The organism is Sphingopyxis sp., assembly GCF_035998965.1.
Lineage (GTDB): Bacteria > Pseudomonadota > Alphaproteobacteria > Sphingomonadales > Sphingomonadaceae > Sphingopyxis.
On record NZ_DASYHE010000039.1, the window covers coordinates 25,554 to 41,235 of the forward strand.

The following is a 15,682-nucleotide window of genomic DNA, read 5'->3' on the forward strand; positions in this document are numbered from 1 at the left end:
CTATGCGGCCATCCCCCGATGGTCCGAAACCTGTCATGCAAGCACAGCATTGTCCATCCAAACCCGCGCGAGGTCAGCGGCGACACCGCTTTTTGTTATTGCGAACTATTTGCAAAAAAAGGCGGATTTTCGACCTTTTCGCGGTTGTTTCGTTAAGGGAATCGGCGTAGGGGCGACCCCAGTCTTGGGATCGGGATGGCACTTTAGCCCGTGTGCCGCCGGTCTGTGAAGCATTGCCGGGCTTGCCAGGAAGGGAGTGCCGCGCGCCATGGGACGCAAGAAGATCGCATTGATCGGAGCCGGGAATATCGGCGGAACGCTGGCGCTGCTCGCCGCGCAAAAGGAACTCGGCGATGTCGTCCTGTTCGACGTCGTCGAAGGCGTACCGCAAGGCAAGGCGCTCGACCTGTCGCAGGTTGGTCCGATCGCGGGCTTTGACGCCAAGATCACCGGCTCGAACGACTATGCCGACATCGCGGGCGCCGATGTCATCATCGTCACCGCGGGTGTCGCTCGCAAGCCGGGCATGAGCCGCGACGATCTGCTCGGTATCAACCTGAAGGTCATGAAGGCCGTGGGTGAGGGCATCAAGGCCAACGCCCCCGACGCGTTCGTCATCTGCATCACCAACCCGCTCGACGCCATGGTGTGGGCGCTGCGCGAATTCTCGGGCCTGCCGCATAACAAGGTCGTCGGCATGGCCGGCGTGCTCGATTCGGCGCGCTTCAGCCACTTTATCGCCGACGAATTCGACGTGTCGGTCAAGGATGTGAACACCTTCGTCCTCGGCGGCCATGGTGACACGATGGTCCCCGTCGTCCGCTATTCGACGGTCAACGGCATCCCCGTTCCCGACCTCGTCAAGATGGGTCTGTCGTCGCAGGACAAGATCGACGCGATCGTCAAGCGCACCCGCGGCGGCGGCGGAGAGATTGTCGCGCTGCTCGGCACGGGTTCGGCCTTCTATGCCCCGGCTGCTTCGGGCATCGCGATGGCCGAAGCCTATCTGGGCGACCAGAAGCGCATCCTGCCCTGCGCCGCCTATGTCGACGGCCAGTACGGCCTCGACGGCCTTTATGTCGGCGTGCCGGTGATGATCGGTGCGGGCGGGGTCGAGAAGATCGTCGAGATCGAACTCGATGCCGAAGACAAGGCGGGCCTGCAGGTGTCGGTCGATGCGGTCAAGGAGCTGCTGGATGCGTGCAAGGCGCTGGATCCCTCGCTGGCATAAATGCTCGCTGCGTTTGCCTTAGCTGCGGTTCAGCCGGTTTACCCGGCCGAGCTGGTAATACGGGAACTGAAATCCGTCTGTTCCATCGACTATCGGTCGGCGAAGCGGGCGGGTTTCATCGGCCCCGCATCGGACGCGATTGTCCATTGGGCAAGCGAAGCGGGAGCCAACGGCTGGACTCTGATTGAAAGTGATACGCCCAACCTCTCCCGGCGCGATGTTTCGGCGTCAGGAAGGATCGAGTCGCTCAATCATCTGCTCTTTGGTAGCTTTGCGATGGCGAACGACTATGCATCTGTGCCGACCGAGATGCTGGGCGGTCAGGTGTTTCGCAAAGATGTCGCGGGGCGTACCCTCTATCTCTCAGTTTTTGGAGCGGACGACGGCGCCCGAACAGTCGGCGAATGTCGAATACACGACTTGCTAGGCGACGGCGTACAGAAGAACCCGATTGCGTCTCCGGTTGTCGAACAGGTCTTCGGTGCGAAACCCAAGACCGCTGCCGGTGCATTCGGCAGCACGGCTTATTCATGGCAAGCGGGCAAAGGGCGGATCGGGTATTTGGAAGTCCATTTCGGCTTCGGTGGTTGGAAGGTTTCGTCATTCAATAAGCGGATTGAGAATTTCAATCCTTATGCGCCGTATGGCCTTACGATGGTCATGGGGTTTCGCGATCAGGTGATAATAATTTGAGGAAATATCCATGAGCATTCTCATCGACAAACACACCAAGGTCATCACGCAAGGGATGACCGGTGCCACCGGCACCTTTCACACCGAACAGGCGCTGGCTTACGGCACCAAAATGGTCGGCGGCGTGACGCCGGGCAAGGGCGGCACGACGCACATCGGCCTGCCCAACTTCAACACCGTTGAAGAAGCCAAGGCTGCGACCGGCGCGACCGCGAGCTGCATTTACGTGCCGCCGCCGTTCGCCGCCGACTCGATCCTCGAGGCGATCGACGCCGAGATGGAGCTGATCGTCTGCATCACCGAGGGCATTCCGGTGCTCGACATGGTTAAGGTGAAGCGCGCCCTTTCGGGCTCGAAGTCGCGCCTGATCGGCCCGAACTGCCCCGGCGTGCTGACGCCGGGCGAATGCAAGATCGGCATCATGCCCGGCAGCATCTTTTCGAAGGGCAGCGTCGGCGTCGTCTCGCGCTCGGGCACGCTGACCTATGAGGCGGTGTTCCAGACGACGAATGCGGGGTTGGGTCAGACGACCGCGGTCGGCATCGGCGGCGATCCGGTCAACGGCACCAATTTCATCGACGTGCTCGAACTCTTCCTCGCCGACGAAGCGACCAAGTCGATCATCATGATCGGCGAAATCGGCGGCGACGCCGAAGAGCAGGCGGCGCAGTTCCTGATCGACGAAGCGAAGCGCGGCCGCAAAAAGCCGATGGCGGGCTTCATCGCGGGCCGCACCGCGCCTCCGGGCCGCCGTATGGGCCACGCCGGCGCGATCGTGTCGGGCGGCAAGGGCGACGCCGAAAGCAAGATCGCGGCGATGGAAGCCGCGGGTATCACCATGTCGGCGAGCCCGTCCGAACTCGGCACCACGCTGGTCGAAGTGCTGAAAGAACGCGTTTGATTTAAGCGCCCGCCGGCAACGGTCGTTGTTGGCGGGCGTTGCTCCCATATCCTCCCCGGAGCCATTTCTCTTTCGAGAATGGAAAAGATGATGAACCTCGAACGACAAAGCTTTGACATCGACGAGCCGCAGACTGGTCCCAGCTGGGCGCCGAAAAACTGGCCGCAGATCGACAGCGACGACCTGACCGCCGCGCTCGATCCGCAGCAGATGCAGGTTGCGGTCAAGGCTGCTGCCGCGAAAGGCGGCGCGCCGCTGTCGAATGCCGAAGTCGAACGCGCCGCGAATGATTCGATCCGCGCGATGATGCTGATCCGCACCTATCGCGTGCGCGGCCATCTGGCCGCCAATCTTGACCCGCTGGGGCTCAGCCAGCGCGAGTTGCCCGCGGATCTCACCCCCGAATATCATGGCTTTGTCGGCGCCGATCAGGACCGCCCCGTGTGGCTGGGTGGGACGCTGGGGCTCGAACGCGCGACGGTGCGCGAGATCGTCGCGATCCTGCGCGCCAATTATTGCGGCAATGTCGGCCTGGAATATATGCACATCGCCGACTTGAAAGAGCGCCAGTTCCTGCAGGAACGGATGGAAGGCGCCGACAAGATCATCGAATTTTCGGTCGAGGGCAAACGCGCCATCCTGAACAAGGTGATCGAGGCCGAGGAGTGGGAAAAATTCCTCGCCAAAAAATATGTCGGGACCAAGCGCTTCGGGCTCGACGGTGGCGAAAGCATGATCCCCGCGATGGAAGCCATCATCAAATATGGCGGCCAGTACGGGGTCAAGGAAATCGTCTATGGCATGGCGCATCGCGGGCGCCTCAACATGCTCGCGAACGTGATGGCCAAGCCGTACAAGATCATCTTCCACGAATTTGCCGGCGGATCGGCGAACCCCGACGACATCGGCGGTTCGGGCGACGTCAAATATCACCTCGGCACCTCGACCGACCGCGAGTTCGGCGGCGCGTCGGTGCATATGTCGTTGGTCCCCAACCCGTCCCACCTCGAAGCGGTCGATCCCGTTGTGCTCGGCAAGGTCCGCGCGCAGCAGGTGGTGCGTGACGATCTGGAAAAGCATGAGCAGGTGCTGCCCGTGCTGATCCACGGCGACGCGGCGTTTGCGGGGCAAGGGATCGTCTGGGAATGCCTCGGTTTCTCGGGCATCCGCGGCTACAATACCGGTGGCTGCATCCACTTCATCGTCAACAACCAGATCGGTTTTACGACCAGCCCGCAATATGCGCGCTCGTCGCCCTATCCGTCGGACGTAGCCAAGGGCGTGATGGCGCCGATCCTGCACGTCAACGGCGATGATCCCGAAGCGGTGACTTTCGCCTGCAAGCTCGCGATCGATTTCCGCCAGCAGTTCAAGCGCGACGTCGTGATCGACATGTGGTGCTATCGCCGCTTTGGCCATAATGAAGGTGACGAGCCGTCGTTCACCCAGCCGTTGATGTATGCGCGTATCCGCCAACATCCGCCGGTGTCACAGCTGTGCGCCGCGAAGCTCGAAAGCGAAGGCGTGATCGACGCCGGTTGGGCCGACGCCCGCCGCGCCGAGTTCATCGCGCGGCTCGAAGATGATTTCGAGGGTGCTAAAAGCTACAAGCCGAACAAGGCCGACTGGTTTGCCGGGCGCTGGTCGGGGCTGCACGCTCCTGCCGATCCCGAAAATTCCCGCCGCAATATCTCGACCGGGGTCAGTGAGAAGCTGTTCGATTCGATCGGCCGCATCATGACAACCGTCCCCGACGATCTGGACGTCCACAAGACGCTGCGCCGGGTGATCGACGCACGCGGCGCGATGTTCGCGGACAAGAGCGACAAAGAAGTGTTCGACTGGGCGACCGCCGAAAGCCTCGCCTTCGGCACCTTGCTGAGCGAAGGCTATCAGGTCCGTCTGTCGGGGCAGGATTCGGGGCGCGGGACCTTCAGTCAGCGCCACGCCGTCTGGGTCGACCAAAAGGACGAGCGCAAATATGTGCCGCTGACCACCGTCCCGCACGGCCGCTTCGAAGTGCTCGACAGCCCGCTGTCCGAATATGGCGTGCTCGGCTTCGAATATGGCTATGCGATGGCCGATCCGAAGAGCCTCGTGCTTTGGGAAGCGCAGTTTGGCGACTTCGCCAATGGCGCGCAGATCATGATCGACCAGTTCATCGCGTCGGGCGAGGCCAAGTGGCTGCGCGCCAACGGCCTCGTGCTGCTTCTGCCGCACGGTTATGAAGGGCAGGGGCCGGAGCATAGCTCGGCGCGCCTCGAACGCTTCCTGCAACTGTGCGCGGGCGACAATATCCAGGTGTGCAATATTTCGACCCCGTCGAACTATTTCCACGTCCTGCGCCGCCAGATGCTGCGCCCGTTCCGCAAGCCGCTGATCATCATGACGCCGAAATCGCTACTCCGCCACAAGCTGGCGGTGTCGCAGCGCAGCGACTTTATCGGCGAGGCGCATTTCCGGCGCATCATGTCCGACCGCACCGCGCCCGAAGACAAGGACGTCAAACGCGTCGTGCTCTGTTCGGGCAAGGTCGGCTACGATCTGATGGAAGCGCGCGATGCAGCGGGGCTGACCGACACGACGGTGATCCGCATCGAACAGCTTTATCCCTTCCCCGGCGATCCGCTCGCCGTGCGCCTGAAGCGGATGCCGAAGCTGGAAGATGTGGTGTGGGCGCAGGAAGAACCGCGCAACAACGGCGGCTGGTCGTTCGTTGAGCCGTTCATCGAGGACGCGCTGACCGCTGCTGGCAAAAAGGGCATGCGGCCGCGCTATGCCGGTCGCACCGCCGCGGCCTCGCCCGCGACGGGCTTGATGAGCCGACATCAGACCGAGCAGGCGGCGCTGGTCGCTGATGCGCTCGGCCTGAGCGTCCGCGCCGAAATTCGCCGCAGCAAGAATAAAGCCTGATTCAGGCATAAGACCCCCAAGGAACTGCACCTATGAGCACCGAAGTCAAAGTCCCCACGCTGGGCGAAAGCGTCACCGAAGCGACGATCGGCGAATGGCTGAAACAGCCGGGCGACGCCGTTGCGCTCGACGAGCCGATCGCCAGCCTAGAGACCGACAAGGTCGCGGTCGAGGTTCCCTCGCCGGTGGCCGGGGTTATGGGCCAGCAGGTCGCCGCGGTCGGCGATACGGTCAATGTCGGCGCGACGATCGCAACGATCGAAGTGGGTGACGGCAAGGCGGCTGCGCCAGCAGCTGCTCCCGCTGCAAAAGCCGAGGCAGCCGCTCCGGCTCCCGCCGCGACCGCTCCGGCGCCCGCGACCGAGGACAGCGGCGATGGCGTCACCACCCTCTCGCCCGCGGTGCGCCGTCTGGTGCTCGAACATGGCCTCGACCCGAGCCGGATCAAAGGCACCGGCAAGGATGGGCGTCTGACGAAGGAAGACGTCCTAGCCGCAGCCAATGCGGCGCCTGAGGCGCCCGCCGCTGCGCCGGCTCCTGCGGCGGCAACGCCCGCCACATCGGGCGCTCCGGGCCGGCGCGAGGAACGCGTCAAGATGACGCGGATGCGTCAGACGATCGCGAAGCGGCTCAAAGCGGCGCAGGATACCGCCGCGATGCTGACGACGTTCAACGACGTCGACATGTCGGCGGTGATGGCGACGCGCGACAAATATCGCGAGACATTCGAGAAGAAGCATGGCGTGCGCCTCGGCTTCATGAGCTTTTTCACCAAGGCGGTGGCACTCGCTGCGCATGACATTCCCGCGGTCAATGCGCGGATCGACGGCGACGAGATCGTCTATCACGACTATCTCGACGTCTCGGTCGCGGTCAGCGCGCCGAACGGGCTGGTCGTGCCGGTCGTCCGCAACGCCGATGGCCTGAGCTTTGCTGAGATCGAAAAGGCGATCGCCGACCTCGGCAAGCGGGCCAAGGACGGCACGCTGACGATGGACGACATGACCGGCGGCACCTTCACCATCTCGAACGGCGGGGTGTTCGGCGGCCTGATGTCGACCCCGATCATCAACCCGCCGCAGTCGGCAGTGCTCGGCCTCCACCGCATCGAGGATCGCCCGGTTGTGCGGAACGGCGAGATTGTGATCCGCCCGATGATGTATCTGGCGCTCAGCTATGACCACCGCCTGATCGATGGCCGCGAAGCGGTGACCTTCCTCAAGACGATCAAGGAAGCGATCGAGGATCCGACGCGGTTGCTGATCGATTTGTAAGGCGGTGTAAACCGTACATCGTTTAGCTGTTCTCCTGCGAATGCAGGAGTCCAGGGTAGGATGAAATGATGGTGCAATCTGACCCTGGGTTCCTGCGTGCGCAGGAACACGAAGGTATGAAATGACCCGTCGGGGCTTTCTTTATCTGATGGCCAGCGCACGAAATGGCACGTTGTATCTCGGCGTTACCAGCGATCTGCTCGCGCGGGTGTGGCAACATCGCAATGGGGTGGTGGGAAGCTTTACCAAAAAATATGGTTGTCACACCCTGGTCTGGTACGAAGCATTTGATGACATTCAGCAGGCCCGGCATCGCGAGCTGCAAATGAAGAAATGGAAACGGGCGTGGAAGATTGAACTGATCGAACGGGACAATCCGCAATGGCTGGATTTGTTCGATAAGATTGTTCTTTGACGCCCTGGGTTCCTGCGTTCGCAGGAACACAAACGGAGTGAATCATGGCTGATTACGACTACGACGTCCTTGTCATCGGTGCCGGCCCCGGCGGTTATGTCGCGGCGATCCGCGCCGCGCAGCTCGGGCTCAAGACCGCGTGCGCCGATGGCCGTGCGACGCTCGGCGGCACCTGCCTCAACGTCGGCTGCATCCCGTCAAAGGCGATGCTGCACGCGTCGGAATATTATGACGCCGCCGCCAATGGCATGATGGCCAAGATGGGGATCGATGTGACCCCCAAGCTGAACCTGTCCGCGATGCACGCGCAGCGCGTCGATGCGGTCAAGGGGCTGACCGGCGGCATCGAGTTCCTGTTCAAGAAGAACAAGGTCGACTGGCTCAAGGGCTATGCTGCGTTCACGGGCAAGGACAGTGTCGAGATCGCGGGCAAGACCTATCGCGCCAAAAACATCATCATCGCCACCGGTTCGTCGGTGACCCCGCTTCCGGGTGTCGATGTCGACAATGGCAAGCAGATCATCGTCGATTCGACCGGCGCGCTCGAACTCGCGAAGGTGCCGGATCATATGGTAGTCATCGGCGGCGGCGTAATCGGGCTGGAACTGGGCAGCGTGTGGCGCCGTCTGGGCGCGAAGGTCACTTGCGTCGAATATCTCGACCAGATCCTGCCCGGCATGGACGCGGATATCCGCAAGGATGCGAACCGCATCTTCAAGAAGCAGGGCATCGAATTCAAGCTGAAGACCAAGGTTACCGGCGCGGTGGTCAAGGGCAAGAAGGCCGTCCTCACGCTCGAACCTGCGGCGGGTGGCGATGCCGAAACGCTCGAAGCCGATGTCGTGCTGGTGTCGATCGGGCGGCGTCCGAACACCGACGGCCTCGCGCTCGACAAGGCGGGCCTCGCGGTCAACGCGCGCGGGCAGATCGAAACCGACCATGATTTCAGCACCCAGGTGCCGGGCATCTGGGCGATCGGCGACGTCATCCCCGGCCCGATGCTCGCGCACAAGGCCGAGGACGAAGGCATCGCCTGCGCAGAAAATATCGCGGGCCAGACTGGAATCGTGAACCATGATGTCATCCCCTCGGTCGTTTACACCTGGCCCGAAATCGCCGGGGTCGGCCTGACCGAAGAGCAGGCGAAAGAGCGCGGCGAGGTCAAGGTCGGCAAATTCCCGATGGCGGGCAACAGCCGAGCCAAGACCAACCACGAACCCGACGGCTTCGTGAAGATCATTGCGGACGCCAAGACCGACCGCGTGCTCGGCGTATGGTGCATCGCCAGCGTCGCCGGCACGATGATCGCGCAGGCGGCGCAGGCGATGGAATTCGGCGCGACATCCGAAGACATCGCCTATACCTGTCACGCGCATCCGACGCACAGCGAGGCAGTGAAGGAAGCCGCGATGGCGGTGACGGGCAAGCCGATCCACATCTGACGTAGGGGCGACACGTGCCCGATATCGACAACGCGTTGATCGTCCGCTTGCTCGATCTGGCGGGTATCGGCGTGTTCGCGCTGTCGGGGGCGTTGATGGCGGTGCGATTGCGGCAGACGCTGCTCACCGCCAGCTTCTTTGCGCTGGTTACCGGAGTTGGCGGCGGCAGCGTGCGGGATCTGCTGATCGGCGCGCCGGTGTTCTGGGTGCAGGACGAGGCGATTTCGGTGGTTTGCATCGCGATCGCGCTGATCGTGTGGTCGACGCCTGAACGCTGGTGGCAGGGACGCTTGCTCGAATGGGCCGACGCCGTCGGGCTGGCCGCGTACAGTGTGTTCGGAACCGCCAAGGCGATGGCGTGGGGCGTGCCGCCGATGCCTGCCTTGCTGATGGGAGTGATCACCGGCTGCGTCGGCGGGATCATCCGCGACGTGTTGGCGGGGGTGCCGTCGATCATCGTGCGCCCGGAAATCTATGTCACCGCGGCGGCGCTCGCGTCGGGGCTTTTCCTGTTGCTCATGTGGTTCGGGGTCGGCACGCCGGTTGCGGCGGTGGTCGGCGCGGTGGCCGGGTTCATCCTGCGCGGCGCGGCGATCCGCTGGTCGCTCGCGCTCCCCGCCTATCGCGATCCTAAAACAGGGGATTAGGGCGCTCGCCTCCTTCCCGTTCGTGTTTAGCGAAGTCGAGACACGCTGAGTTCGTGCCCGCCTTCGCGTGCCTCGACTTCGCTCGACACGAACGGACGATGAGGACGCTAAGCCAACCATGATGCTCTAGGCGCCTGACTTGAAGTTCGCGTCAACTACGCCATGCTAGGCGAAACCGGCCAGAGGATTCCCGCAGAATGACCATCGCGCAAACGACCGCCAACGGCATCACGATCACTTTTGAGGAGAAGGGCCCGAAGGATGCACCCACGATCTTGCTGGTGATGGGGCTGGGCGGTCAGCTGACGCTATGGCCCGACGAATTCGTCGATGCGCTGAACGCGCATGGCTTTCGCACCATCCGCTATGACAATCGCGACGTGGGCTTGTCGACACGCTTCGATGCGGCGGGGGTGCCGAACCTGAAATGGATGTTCGTGAAGGCAGCGCTCGGTTTGCCGGTGCGCCCGGCCTACACGCTAGCCGACATGGCCGCCGACGGAATTGCGCTGCTCGACCATCTGGGGATCAAGCGCGCCCACATCGTCGGGGCGTCGATGGGCGGGATGATTGCGCAGCATGTTGCGGCGCGTTACCCCGACCGCACGCTGTCGCTGACCTCGATCATGTCGAGCAGCGGCAACCGCCGCCTGCCGCGGGCGCGCAAGGAAGCGATGCAGGTGCTGGCTAACCGGCCGATGAGCGGCGATCCCGAGGATATGATTGCTTATTCCGTGCGCGCCGCGCGGGTGATCGGCAGCCCGGCCTATCCCGCCGCCGAGGAGCGGCTACAGCGCCGCGTCCGTGCCGATTTCGAACGCGGTTGGTATCCGCAGGGGGTTGCGCGACAAATGGCGGCAATCGTGGCCGATGGCGACCGCCGCGACTTGCTGAAATCGATCACCGCACCGACCCTGGTCTTGCATGGTGAGGATGATCCGCTAGTCCCGCTGGCGGCCGGACGCGATACGGCGGCCAATATCGCGGGTGCGCGGCTGATGACGATCCCGGGGATGGGGCATGATCTGCCACTGGCGCTGGTCGAGACGCTGGCGGGCGCGATCGCGGAGCATGCGAAGGGGGTTGAAGTGGCGGCTTAGTGGGCGCCTAGCATTTTGCCCGTCATTGCGAGCGCAGCGAAGCAATCCAGAGTAGCGTAAACCGCTCTGGATTGCTTCGCTGCGCTCGCAATGACGAACTGTTACTTCAGCAGCAACGCGATCGTCGCAAAGAACCCCTTTGCCTCGGCCTTGCCCGGGCGCGGCACCGCAGGCAGATAACCGCGGCAGTCGAGGCATGCGGCCTGCACCGATCCCGTTTGGGTGAGCAGCGCCATGTCCTGCATCAGCCGCCTTTCGGTCAGCTGGCGGTTCATCGCGGCGATGCCGAACCAGCCGCGCGGGGTGGCGGCGGTTTCTTCTTCGCCTCTGCCCCAACTGGCGAGCATTTTCGAAAATTCGCTCGGCTCGTCCTCATAATATTTGGCATGGAAATCGCCGTCGACCTTGGCGAGCTTGGCCGCCGCCGCCAGCGCCTCGGGCAGGCCGCCGAACTGATCGACGAGTCCGAATTGCCGCGCCGTCCCCCCAGCCCACACGCGCCCTTCCGCGATCGCCTCGATCTTATCCAGCGGCTGCTTGCGGCTTTTCGCCACCAGCCCGGTGAAGCGTGCATAAATATCCTCGACGCTTGCCTGCGCCAGCGCGTTGAAGTCTTCGTTCACACCGCCGAACACGTCGGGCTGGCCTGACAGCGGCGTCGTCGCGATGCCGTCGGCGGTGACCCCGATCTTGCCAAGCGCCTGTTCGAAGCTGGGCAGGATGCCGAACACGCCGATCGACCCGGTGATCGTCTCGGGCTCGGCAAAGATGCGGTCGGCGGGGGTCGAGACCCAATAGCCGCCCGATGCCGCGACATTGGCCATCGATACGACGATCGGCAGCTTCTTGGCCTTGGCGGCAAGCAGCGCCTGACGGATTTCTTCCGACGCCAGCACCGATCCGCCGGGGGAATCGACGCGCAGCACGATCGCCTTGGTGCTGCTGTCGGCGGCGGCGTCGAGGATGTGCTGCGCGACCGTGGTGCCGCCAGCGACGCCCGTCGGCGCCTCGCCATCGACGATTTCACCGACAAGCGGGACGACCGCGATCGCGCTACCCTTTGTTGCAGGCGGATTGGCGGCGACCCAGTTTTCGAGCGGGATCGCATTATATTCCCACGGCTTGCTGTCGTCATAAGCGCCGCTGATTTCGGCGACGCGGGTGTTGAACGCCATGCGGCTGCCGACTTTGTCGATCAGCCCCGCGTCGAGCGACGCCTTCGACATATCATTGCCCGCCGCGCGCACCGCGCTTGCGGTGTCGGCGATATAGGCGTCGACCTTCGCCGCCGGACGCGCTTTTTTGACGTCGGTCAGCCAATTGTCCCACAGCACGCTGGCATAGGCGAGATTGGCCTCTTTCGCTTCGGGCGACTGGTCGCCGCGCAGGAATGGTTCGACCGCGCTTTTGAAGGTGCCGACGCGATAGATGTTCGCGGTGATGCCCAGTCGGTCCATCAGCCCCTTATAATAGAGCCGCGAACCGCCCGGACCGGCAATTGCGACGCCGCCGATGCTGTCGGCCCAGATTTCGCTGGCGTGCGAAGCGATCTGATAGCTGTCGGTGGTGTAGGCGGTGGCAAAGGCGAGCACCGGCTTTTTCTGGGCGCGAACCTTGTCGATCGCCTGACCGATTTCGGCGAGCGAGACCTGGCCACCGCCAAGGAAGCGGTCGAGATCGAGCACGACCGAAGTGATGCGCTGGTCGTTCGCGGCGGTTTCGAGCGAATGAACGACGTCGCGGACGCGGATTTCCTTGAGCTGGTTGCCGCCCGACAGCGCGGTGAAGGTATCGACCTCGGCCGGCTGTTCGCTGACCACGCCGTCGAGTTCGATCAGCAAGGCGCCTTTGCTGACCGGCAGTCCGGCGTTGGGGCGTCCGGCAAGAAGGCCGAACAGCGCGACGAAGAACAGCAGCAGAAAGATCAGCGCCAGCGCGTCCTTGATCCCGACGAGCAGATTCCACACCTTGCGCGGGAAACTGGTCCGCGATTTGGGTTTGTCGTCGCCGGGGAGCGGGCGGCGCACGGGGATCGCCCAGGGGCCGGCGGGATCGTTCGGAGGGGTGGCGGTGGTTTCGGTCATGGCTGCGAACCTAGGGATGCGGCTGGCCGTTGGCAATGCACGCTTCGACCGGCGGGTCATGTGGCCCCATGGACGACGTCAGAGCCAGCCTTTGGAGCGGTACCAGCGCACCGTTTCGGCGAGTGCGTCGTCGGTGCCGTGTTCGGGATGCCACAGGTCGGCGGGGGGTTGCGCGCCCGCGGTCGCCACCCAGTAGGGATGCGCGATATAGCGCGCGCGGTCGGGGGTCAGTTTGGCGCGGCCGCGGCGGACGAGTCTGTCGATCCGCCCGCCAGCCTTCAGCACCGCGCCGGGGACCGCAAGCGTCGAAACATGGCTGCGCCCCACTGCGCGTCCGATCGCGCGGGCAAAGCTGCGGTGCGACCAGCCGGTCGGTCGGCCATCATCGGGTTCGTAAATCGCGCCGATGCTCACGCTGCGATCGGCGGCCAGCGCCACGAGCAGGCGCGCCAGATCCTCGACATAGATCGCCGACATGCGTCCGCGCGGCGGCAACAGCGCGATGCCGCGCCGCGCCATGCGGAACAGGTCAAGCATTTCGGAGTCGCCGGGACCGAACACCGCGGGCGGGCGGACGATCGTCCAGTCAAGCCCGCTGGCGGTCACGGCGGCCTCGGCGCGTTCCTTCGACCAGCCATAGTCGGACAGGCCGGGTTCGCGCGCGGCGAGCGACGAGACATGGACGAAGCGCGTTACCCCGGCGGTGCGCGCTGCGTCGATAACATTGGCGGTCGCCCAGGCATTGCCTACCTCGAACGCCGCGCGGGTCGGGACATTGACCACCCCGGCAATGTGCATCACGACATCGCTGCCCGTGGCCATCTCGGCCAGGCTGCCCGTGTCGTCGAGCGCGCCCGCGATCCACGTGACGCCGTCGCGTGCGGGCTGCGGGCGGCGGGTGAGGGCGCGGACATGCCAACCGGCAGCGATCGCCTGCCGCATCGTCGCGCCGCCGACGAAGCCGGTGGCGCCGGTCATCGCCAGCACGCGCCCGGTCACAGCAGCACCATATGGTCGCGGTGGACCATCGCGCTGCGCGGCGCATAGCCGAGTGCGGCTTCCTGCGCTTCGCGGCCAAGGCCGACGATGGTTGCGGCATCGGGGGCGGGATACTCCGACAGGCCGCGCGCGATCACCGCGCCGTCTGGGCCGACGATGTCGAGTACGTCGCCGCGGGCAAAGCTGCCCGAAACGCCGCTGACCCCGGCGGCGAGCAGGCTAGCGCCGCCGCGCAGTGCGCGCGCCGCCCCGGCGTCGACGGTCAGCCGCCCTTTCGCGGTCAGCCCACCGGCGAGCCACGCCTTGCGCGCGCTCGCGCCTTTTTCGGCGACGAACAGGCTGTGCCGCGCTGCGGTCGACAGCGGCCGGTCGATGCGTCCCGATGCGATCGCCAGATGCGCGCCCGCGGCGTTGGCGATGCGCGCGGCGGCAATCTTCGACACCATGCCGCCCGATCCCATGCCTGACGCCGATCCGGTATCGGCCATCGCCTCGATAGCCGCGTCGATGCGCTCGATCCGCGCGATATGGTTCGCGCCGGGCAGCGCCGGGTTCTTGTCGTAAAGTCCGTCGATGTCGGACAGCAGTACGACACCGCCCGCGCCCGCCGCCTGCGCGACGCGCGCCGCCAGCCGGTCGTTGTCGCCAAAGCGGATTTCCTCGGTCGCGACGCTGTCATTCTCGTTGATGATCGGCACGACGCTTAGGCTGAGCAGTCGGTCGAGCGTTGCCGCGGCATTCAGATAACGCCGCCGGTCCTCCAGATCGTCAAGCGTCACCAATATCTGCGCCGCGGTCAGCCCTTCGGCCGCCAGCACCTCGGCCCACACCTGCGACAGCGCGATCTGTCCCGTAGCGGCGGCTGCCTGTGCATCCTCCAGCGTCCCGCGCCCGCCCTTGGCCAGTCCCAACCGCCGCGCGCCGAGCGCGATGGCGCCCGACGAAACGACCGCGACCTGCTGGCCCGCGCGGGTTCGTTCAGCAATGTCGGCGGCGATGCCCGCCAGCCAGTCACGCCGCACCGCGCCGTCGGGATCGACGAGCAGCGCCGACCCGATCTTGACGATCAGCCTCGGGCAAGATGTGGGCGCGAACAACATGACGCCGCCGATAGCGCGCGCCGCCGCCCGCGCCAATGCTATTACGTCAGCGAGGGCCGCCGAAGGTATAGCTGAGCGCGACGCCGACCGACGGCTGGCTGCGGCTGCCGAGTTGGCGCGTCACCGGCGAGTCTGCCGCATCGCCGACTAGCCGGTCGTAGCGACCGTAAATCGCGGCGCCCCAATTTCGACCAAGCATCCGGTGATAGCCGGCGGTCACACCGACCGAATGGATCCCGCCGTCGGTATCATAGGCGGGCAGCCCGGAGGTCAGTGCGGCGGCGGGGGTCACGCCGAAATAGGCGTTAGAAAATTTGGCATCGCCCAGCGTTACGCGCGGGCCGATCGAGAACAGCCAGTCGTCGCCCTCGCGCGCGATATAGTCGGCGCTGACTTCGCCGACCCAGCCTTTGTGACCGCTCAGCGCCTTGCGGCCTTCGACGCGGACCCGGATCGCCGGGGTCACATTGACCTGCGCAAACCCACCGGCTTCGAACGAAAAGCCCACTTTAGGCAGATCGGCGCCGATGTCGGCGGCGGTGCGTTTGCCGATGAAGCCCAGCGCCGGCCCGAAAGCAAAATTGCCGGACTGGATCAGCGGTCCGCCAAAGCTCTCGTCGGCGGCTTCGAAGGTGAAGTCGGTTCCAACGCGCTCACGCGAGACATCGACATAGGGGCCGAACGACAGATCTTTCGATCCCGGCCAGGACGGCGACAGCTGCGGCCCGAGGATGACGCGGGTGCGCTTTTCGGCGCTGCTGGTGGTGTCCTGTGCGTCGGCGGGAAATGCGGCGACGCCGAGAATGGGCGAAGCGCAGAGCAGAAACTTGATCGCACGACGGGGAGAGAACATCCGGAATTCCTTGTTGTTTATGCTACAAGG

The 15,682-nt window shown here is 64.4% G+C and carries 13 protein-coding genes; 9 read left to right on the forward strand and 4 right to left on the reverse strand.

The window, feature by feature from the left end; translation table 11 throughout:
• Positions 1-268: 268 nt before the first annotated feature.
• From mdh to VGN68_RS05920, 9 genes are all read left to right on the forward strand, one after another.
• On the forward strand, positions 269-1,231 hold the full coding sequence (gene mdh / locus VGN68_RS05880; protein ID WP_327474790.1) for a malate dehydrogenase: 963 nt from the start codon (positions 269-271) through the stop codon (positions 1,229-1,231).
• The gene (locus VGN68_RS05885) at positions 1,232-1,924 is read left to right on the forward strand and encodes a hypothetical protein (protein WP_327474792.1); all 693 of its coding nucleotides are present in this window, start codon (positions 1,232-1,234) and stop codon (positions 1,922-1,924) included. It abuts the gene before it with no gap.
• Positions 1,925-1,934: 10 nt separating this feature from the next.
• On the forward strand, positions 1,935-2,825 hold the full coding sequence (sucD, locus tag VGN68_RS05890; protein ID WP_327474794.1) for a succinate--CoA ligase subunit alpha: 891 nt from the start codon (positions 1,935-1,937) through the stop codon (positions 2,823-2,825).
• 90 nt (positions 2,826-2,915) lie between these two features.
• Positions 2,916-5,738: a 2-oxoglutarate dehydrogenase E1 component gene (locus VGN68_RS05895; protein ID WP_327474796.1), complete on the forward strand. Its 2,823-nt coding sequence runs from the start codon at positions 2,916-2,918 to the stop codon at positions 5,736-5,738.
• 32 nt (positions 5,739-5,770) lie between these two features.
• Complete coding sequence (gene odhB, locus VGN68_RS05900; protein WP_327474798.1) at positions 5,771-7,012, forward strand: 2-oxoglutarate dehydrogenase complex dihydrolipoyllysine-residue succinyltransferase; 1,242 nt, start codon at positions 5,771-5,773, stop codon at positions 7,010-7,012.
• Positions 7,013-7,133: 121 nt separating this feature from the next.
• Complete coding sequence (locus tag VGN68_RS05905) at positions 7,134-7,427, forward strand: GIY-YIG nuclease family protein (RefSeq protein ID WP_327474799.1); 294 nt, start codon at positions 7,134-7,136, stop codon at positions 7,425-7,427.
• A 44-nt stretch (positions 7,428-7,471) separates the two neighbouring features.
• Positions 7,472-8,869 carry a dihydrolipoyl dehydrogenase gene (gene lpdA, locus VGN68_RS05910; protein ID WP_327474800.1) on the forward strand — a complete coding sequence of 466 codons (1,398 nt, stop codon included), beginning with the start codon at positions 7,472-7,474 and terminating at the stop codon, positions 8,867-8,869.
• A gap of 14 nt (positions 8,870-8,883) precedes the next feature.
• Complete coding sequence (locus VGN68_RS05915; RefSeq protein WP_414713017.1) at positions 8,884-9,516, forward strand: trimeric intracellular cation channel family protein; 633 nt, start codon at positions 8,884-8,886, stop codon at positions 9,514-9,516.
• Between the two features lie 197 nt (positions 9,517-9,713).
• Entirely contained in the window at positions 9,714-10,616 is a 903-nt protein-coding gene (locus VGN68_RS05920; protein WP_327474801.1) for an alpha/beta fold hydrolase, read from the forward strand.
• A gap of 101 nt (positions 10,617-10,717) precedes the next feature.
• Here the strand turns inward: VGN68_RS05920 and sppA are convergent, their stop codons facing one another.
• The 4 genes from sppA to VGN68_RS05940 all read right to left on the reverse strand — a co-directional run bounded on the left by sppA (position 10,718) and on the right by VGN68_RS05940 (position 15,652).
• Positions 10,718-12,700, reverse strand: a complete 1,983-nt coding sequence (gene sppA / locus VGN68_RS05925) for a signal peptide peptidase SppA (RefSeq protein WP_327474802.1) — start codon at positions 12,698-12,700, stop codon at positions 10,718-10,720.
• Between the two features lie 78 nt (positions 12,701-12,778).
• Entirely contained in the window at positions 12,779-13,678 is a 900-nt protein-coding gene (locus VGN68_RS05930; RefSeq protein WP_327474854.1) for an NAD(P)H-binding protein, read from the reverse strand.
• Positions 13,679-13,695: 17 nt separating this feature from the next.
• A complete protein-coding gene (gene proB / locus VGN68_RS05935) occupies positions 13,696-14,799 on the reverse strand; it encodes a glutamate 5-kinase (RefSeq protein ID WP_327474803.1) in 1,104 nt (367 codons plus the stop codon).
• A gap of 46 nt (positions 14,800-14,845) precedes the next feature.
• Entirely contained in the window at positions 14,846-15,652 is an 807-nt protein-coding gene (locus tag VGN68_RS05940) for a MipA/OmpV family protein (RefSeq protein ID WP_293700250.1), read from the reverse strand.
• Positions 15,653-15,682 lie beyond the last annotated feature (30 nt).

Coding starts and splice junctions, on each gene's coding strand:
- mdh (WP_327474790.1), top strand. CDS start 269: ATGGGACGCAAGAAGATCGCATTGATCGGAGCCGGGAATATCGGCGGA.
- VGN68_RS05885 (WP_327474792.1), top strand. CDS start 1,232: ATGCTCGCTGCGTTTGCCTTAGCTGCGGTTCAGCCGGTTTACCCGGCC.
- sucD (WP_327474794.1), top strand. CDS start 1,935: ATGAGCATTCTCATCGACAAACACACCAAGGTCATCACGCAAGGGATG.
- VGN68_RS05895 (WP_327474796.1), top strand. CDS start 2,916: ATGAACCTCGAACGACAAAGCTTTGACATCGACGAGCCGCAGACTGGT.
- odhB (WP_327474798.1), top strand. CDS start 5,771: ATGAGCACCGAAGTCAAAGTCCCCACGCTGGGCGAAAGCGTCACCGAA.
- VGN68_RS05905 (WP_327474799.1), top strand. CDS start 7,134: ATGACCCGTCGGGGCTTTCTTTATCTGATGGCCAGCGCACGAAATGGC.
- lpdA (WP_327474800.1), top strand. CDS start 7,472: ATGGCTGATTACGACTACGACGTCCTTGTCATCGGTGCCGGCCCCGGC.
- VGN68_RS05920 (WP_327474801.1), top strand. CDS start 9,714: ATGACCATCGCGCAAACGACCGCCAACGGCATCACGATCACTTTTGAG.
- sppA (WP_327474802.1), bottom strand. CDS start 12,700: ATGACCGAAACCACCGCCACCCCTCCGAACGATCCCGCCGGCCCCTGG.
- VGN68_RS05930 (WP_327474854.1), bottom strand. CDS start 13,678: ATGACCGGCGCCACCGGCTTCGTCGGCGGCGCGACGATGCGGCAGGCG.
- proB (WP_327474803.1), bottom strand. CDS start 14,799: ATGTTGTTCGCGCCCACATCTTGCCCGAGGCTGATCGTCAAGATCGGG.
- VGN68_RS05940 (WP_293700250.1), bottom strand. CDS start 15,652: ATGTTCTCTCCCCGTCGTGCGATCAAGTTTCTGCTCTGCGCTTCGCCC.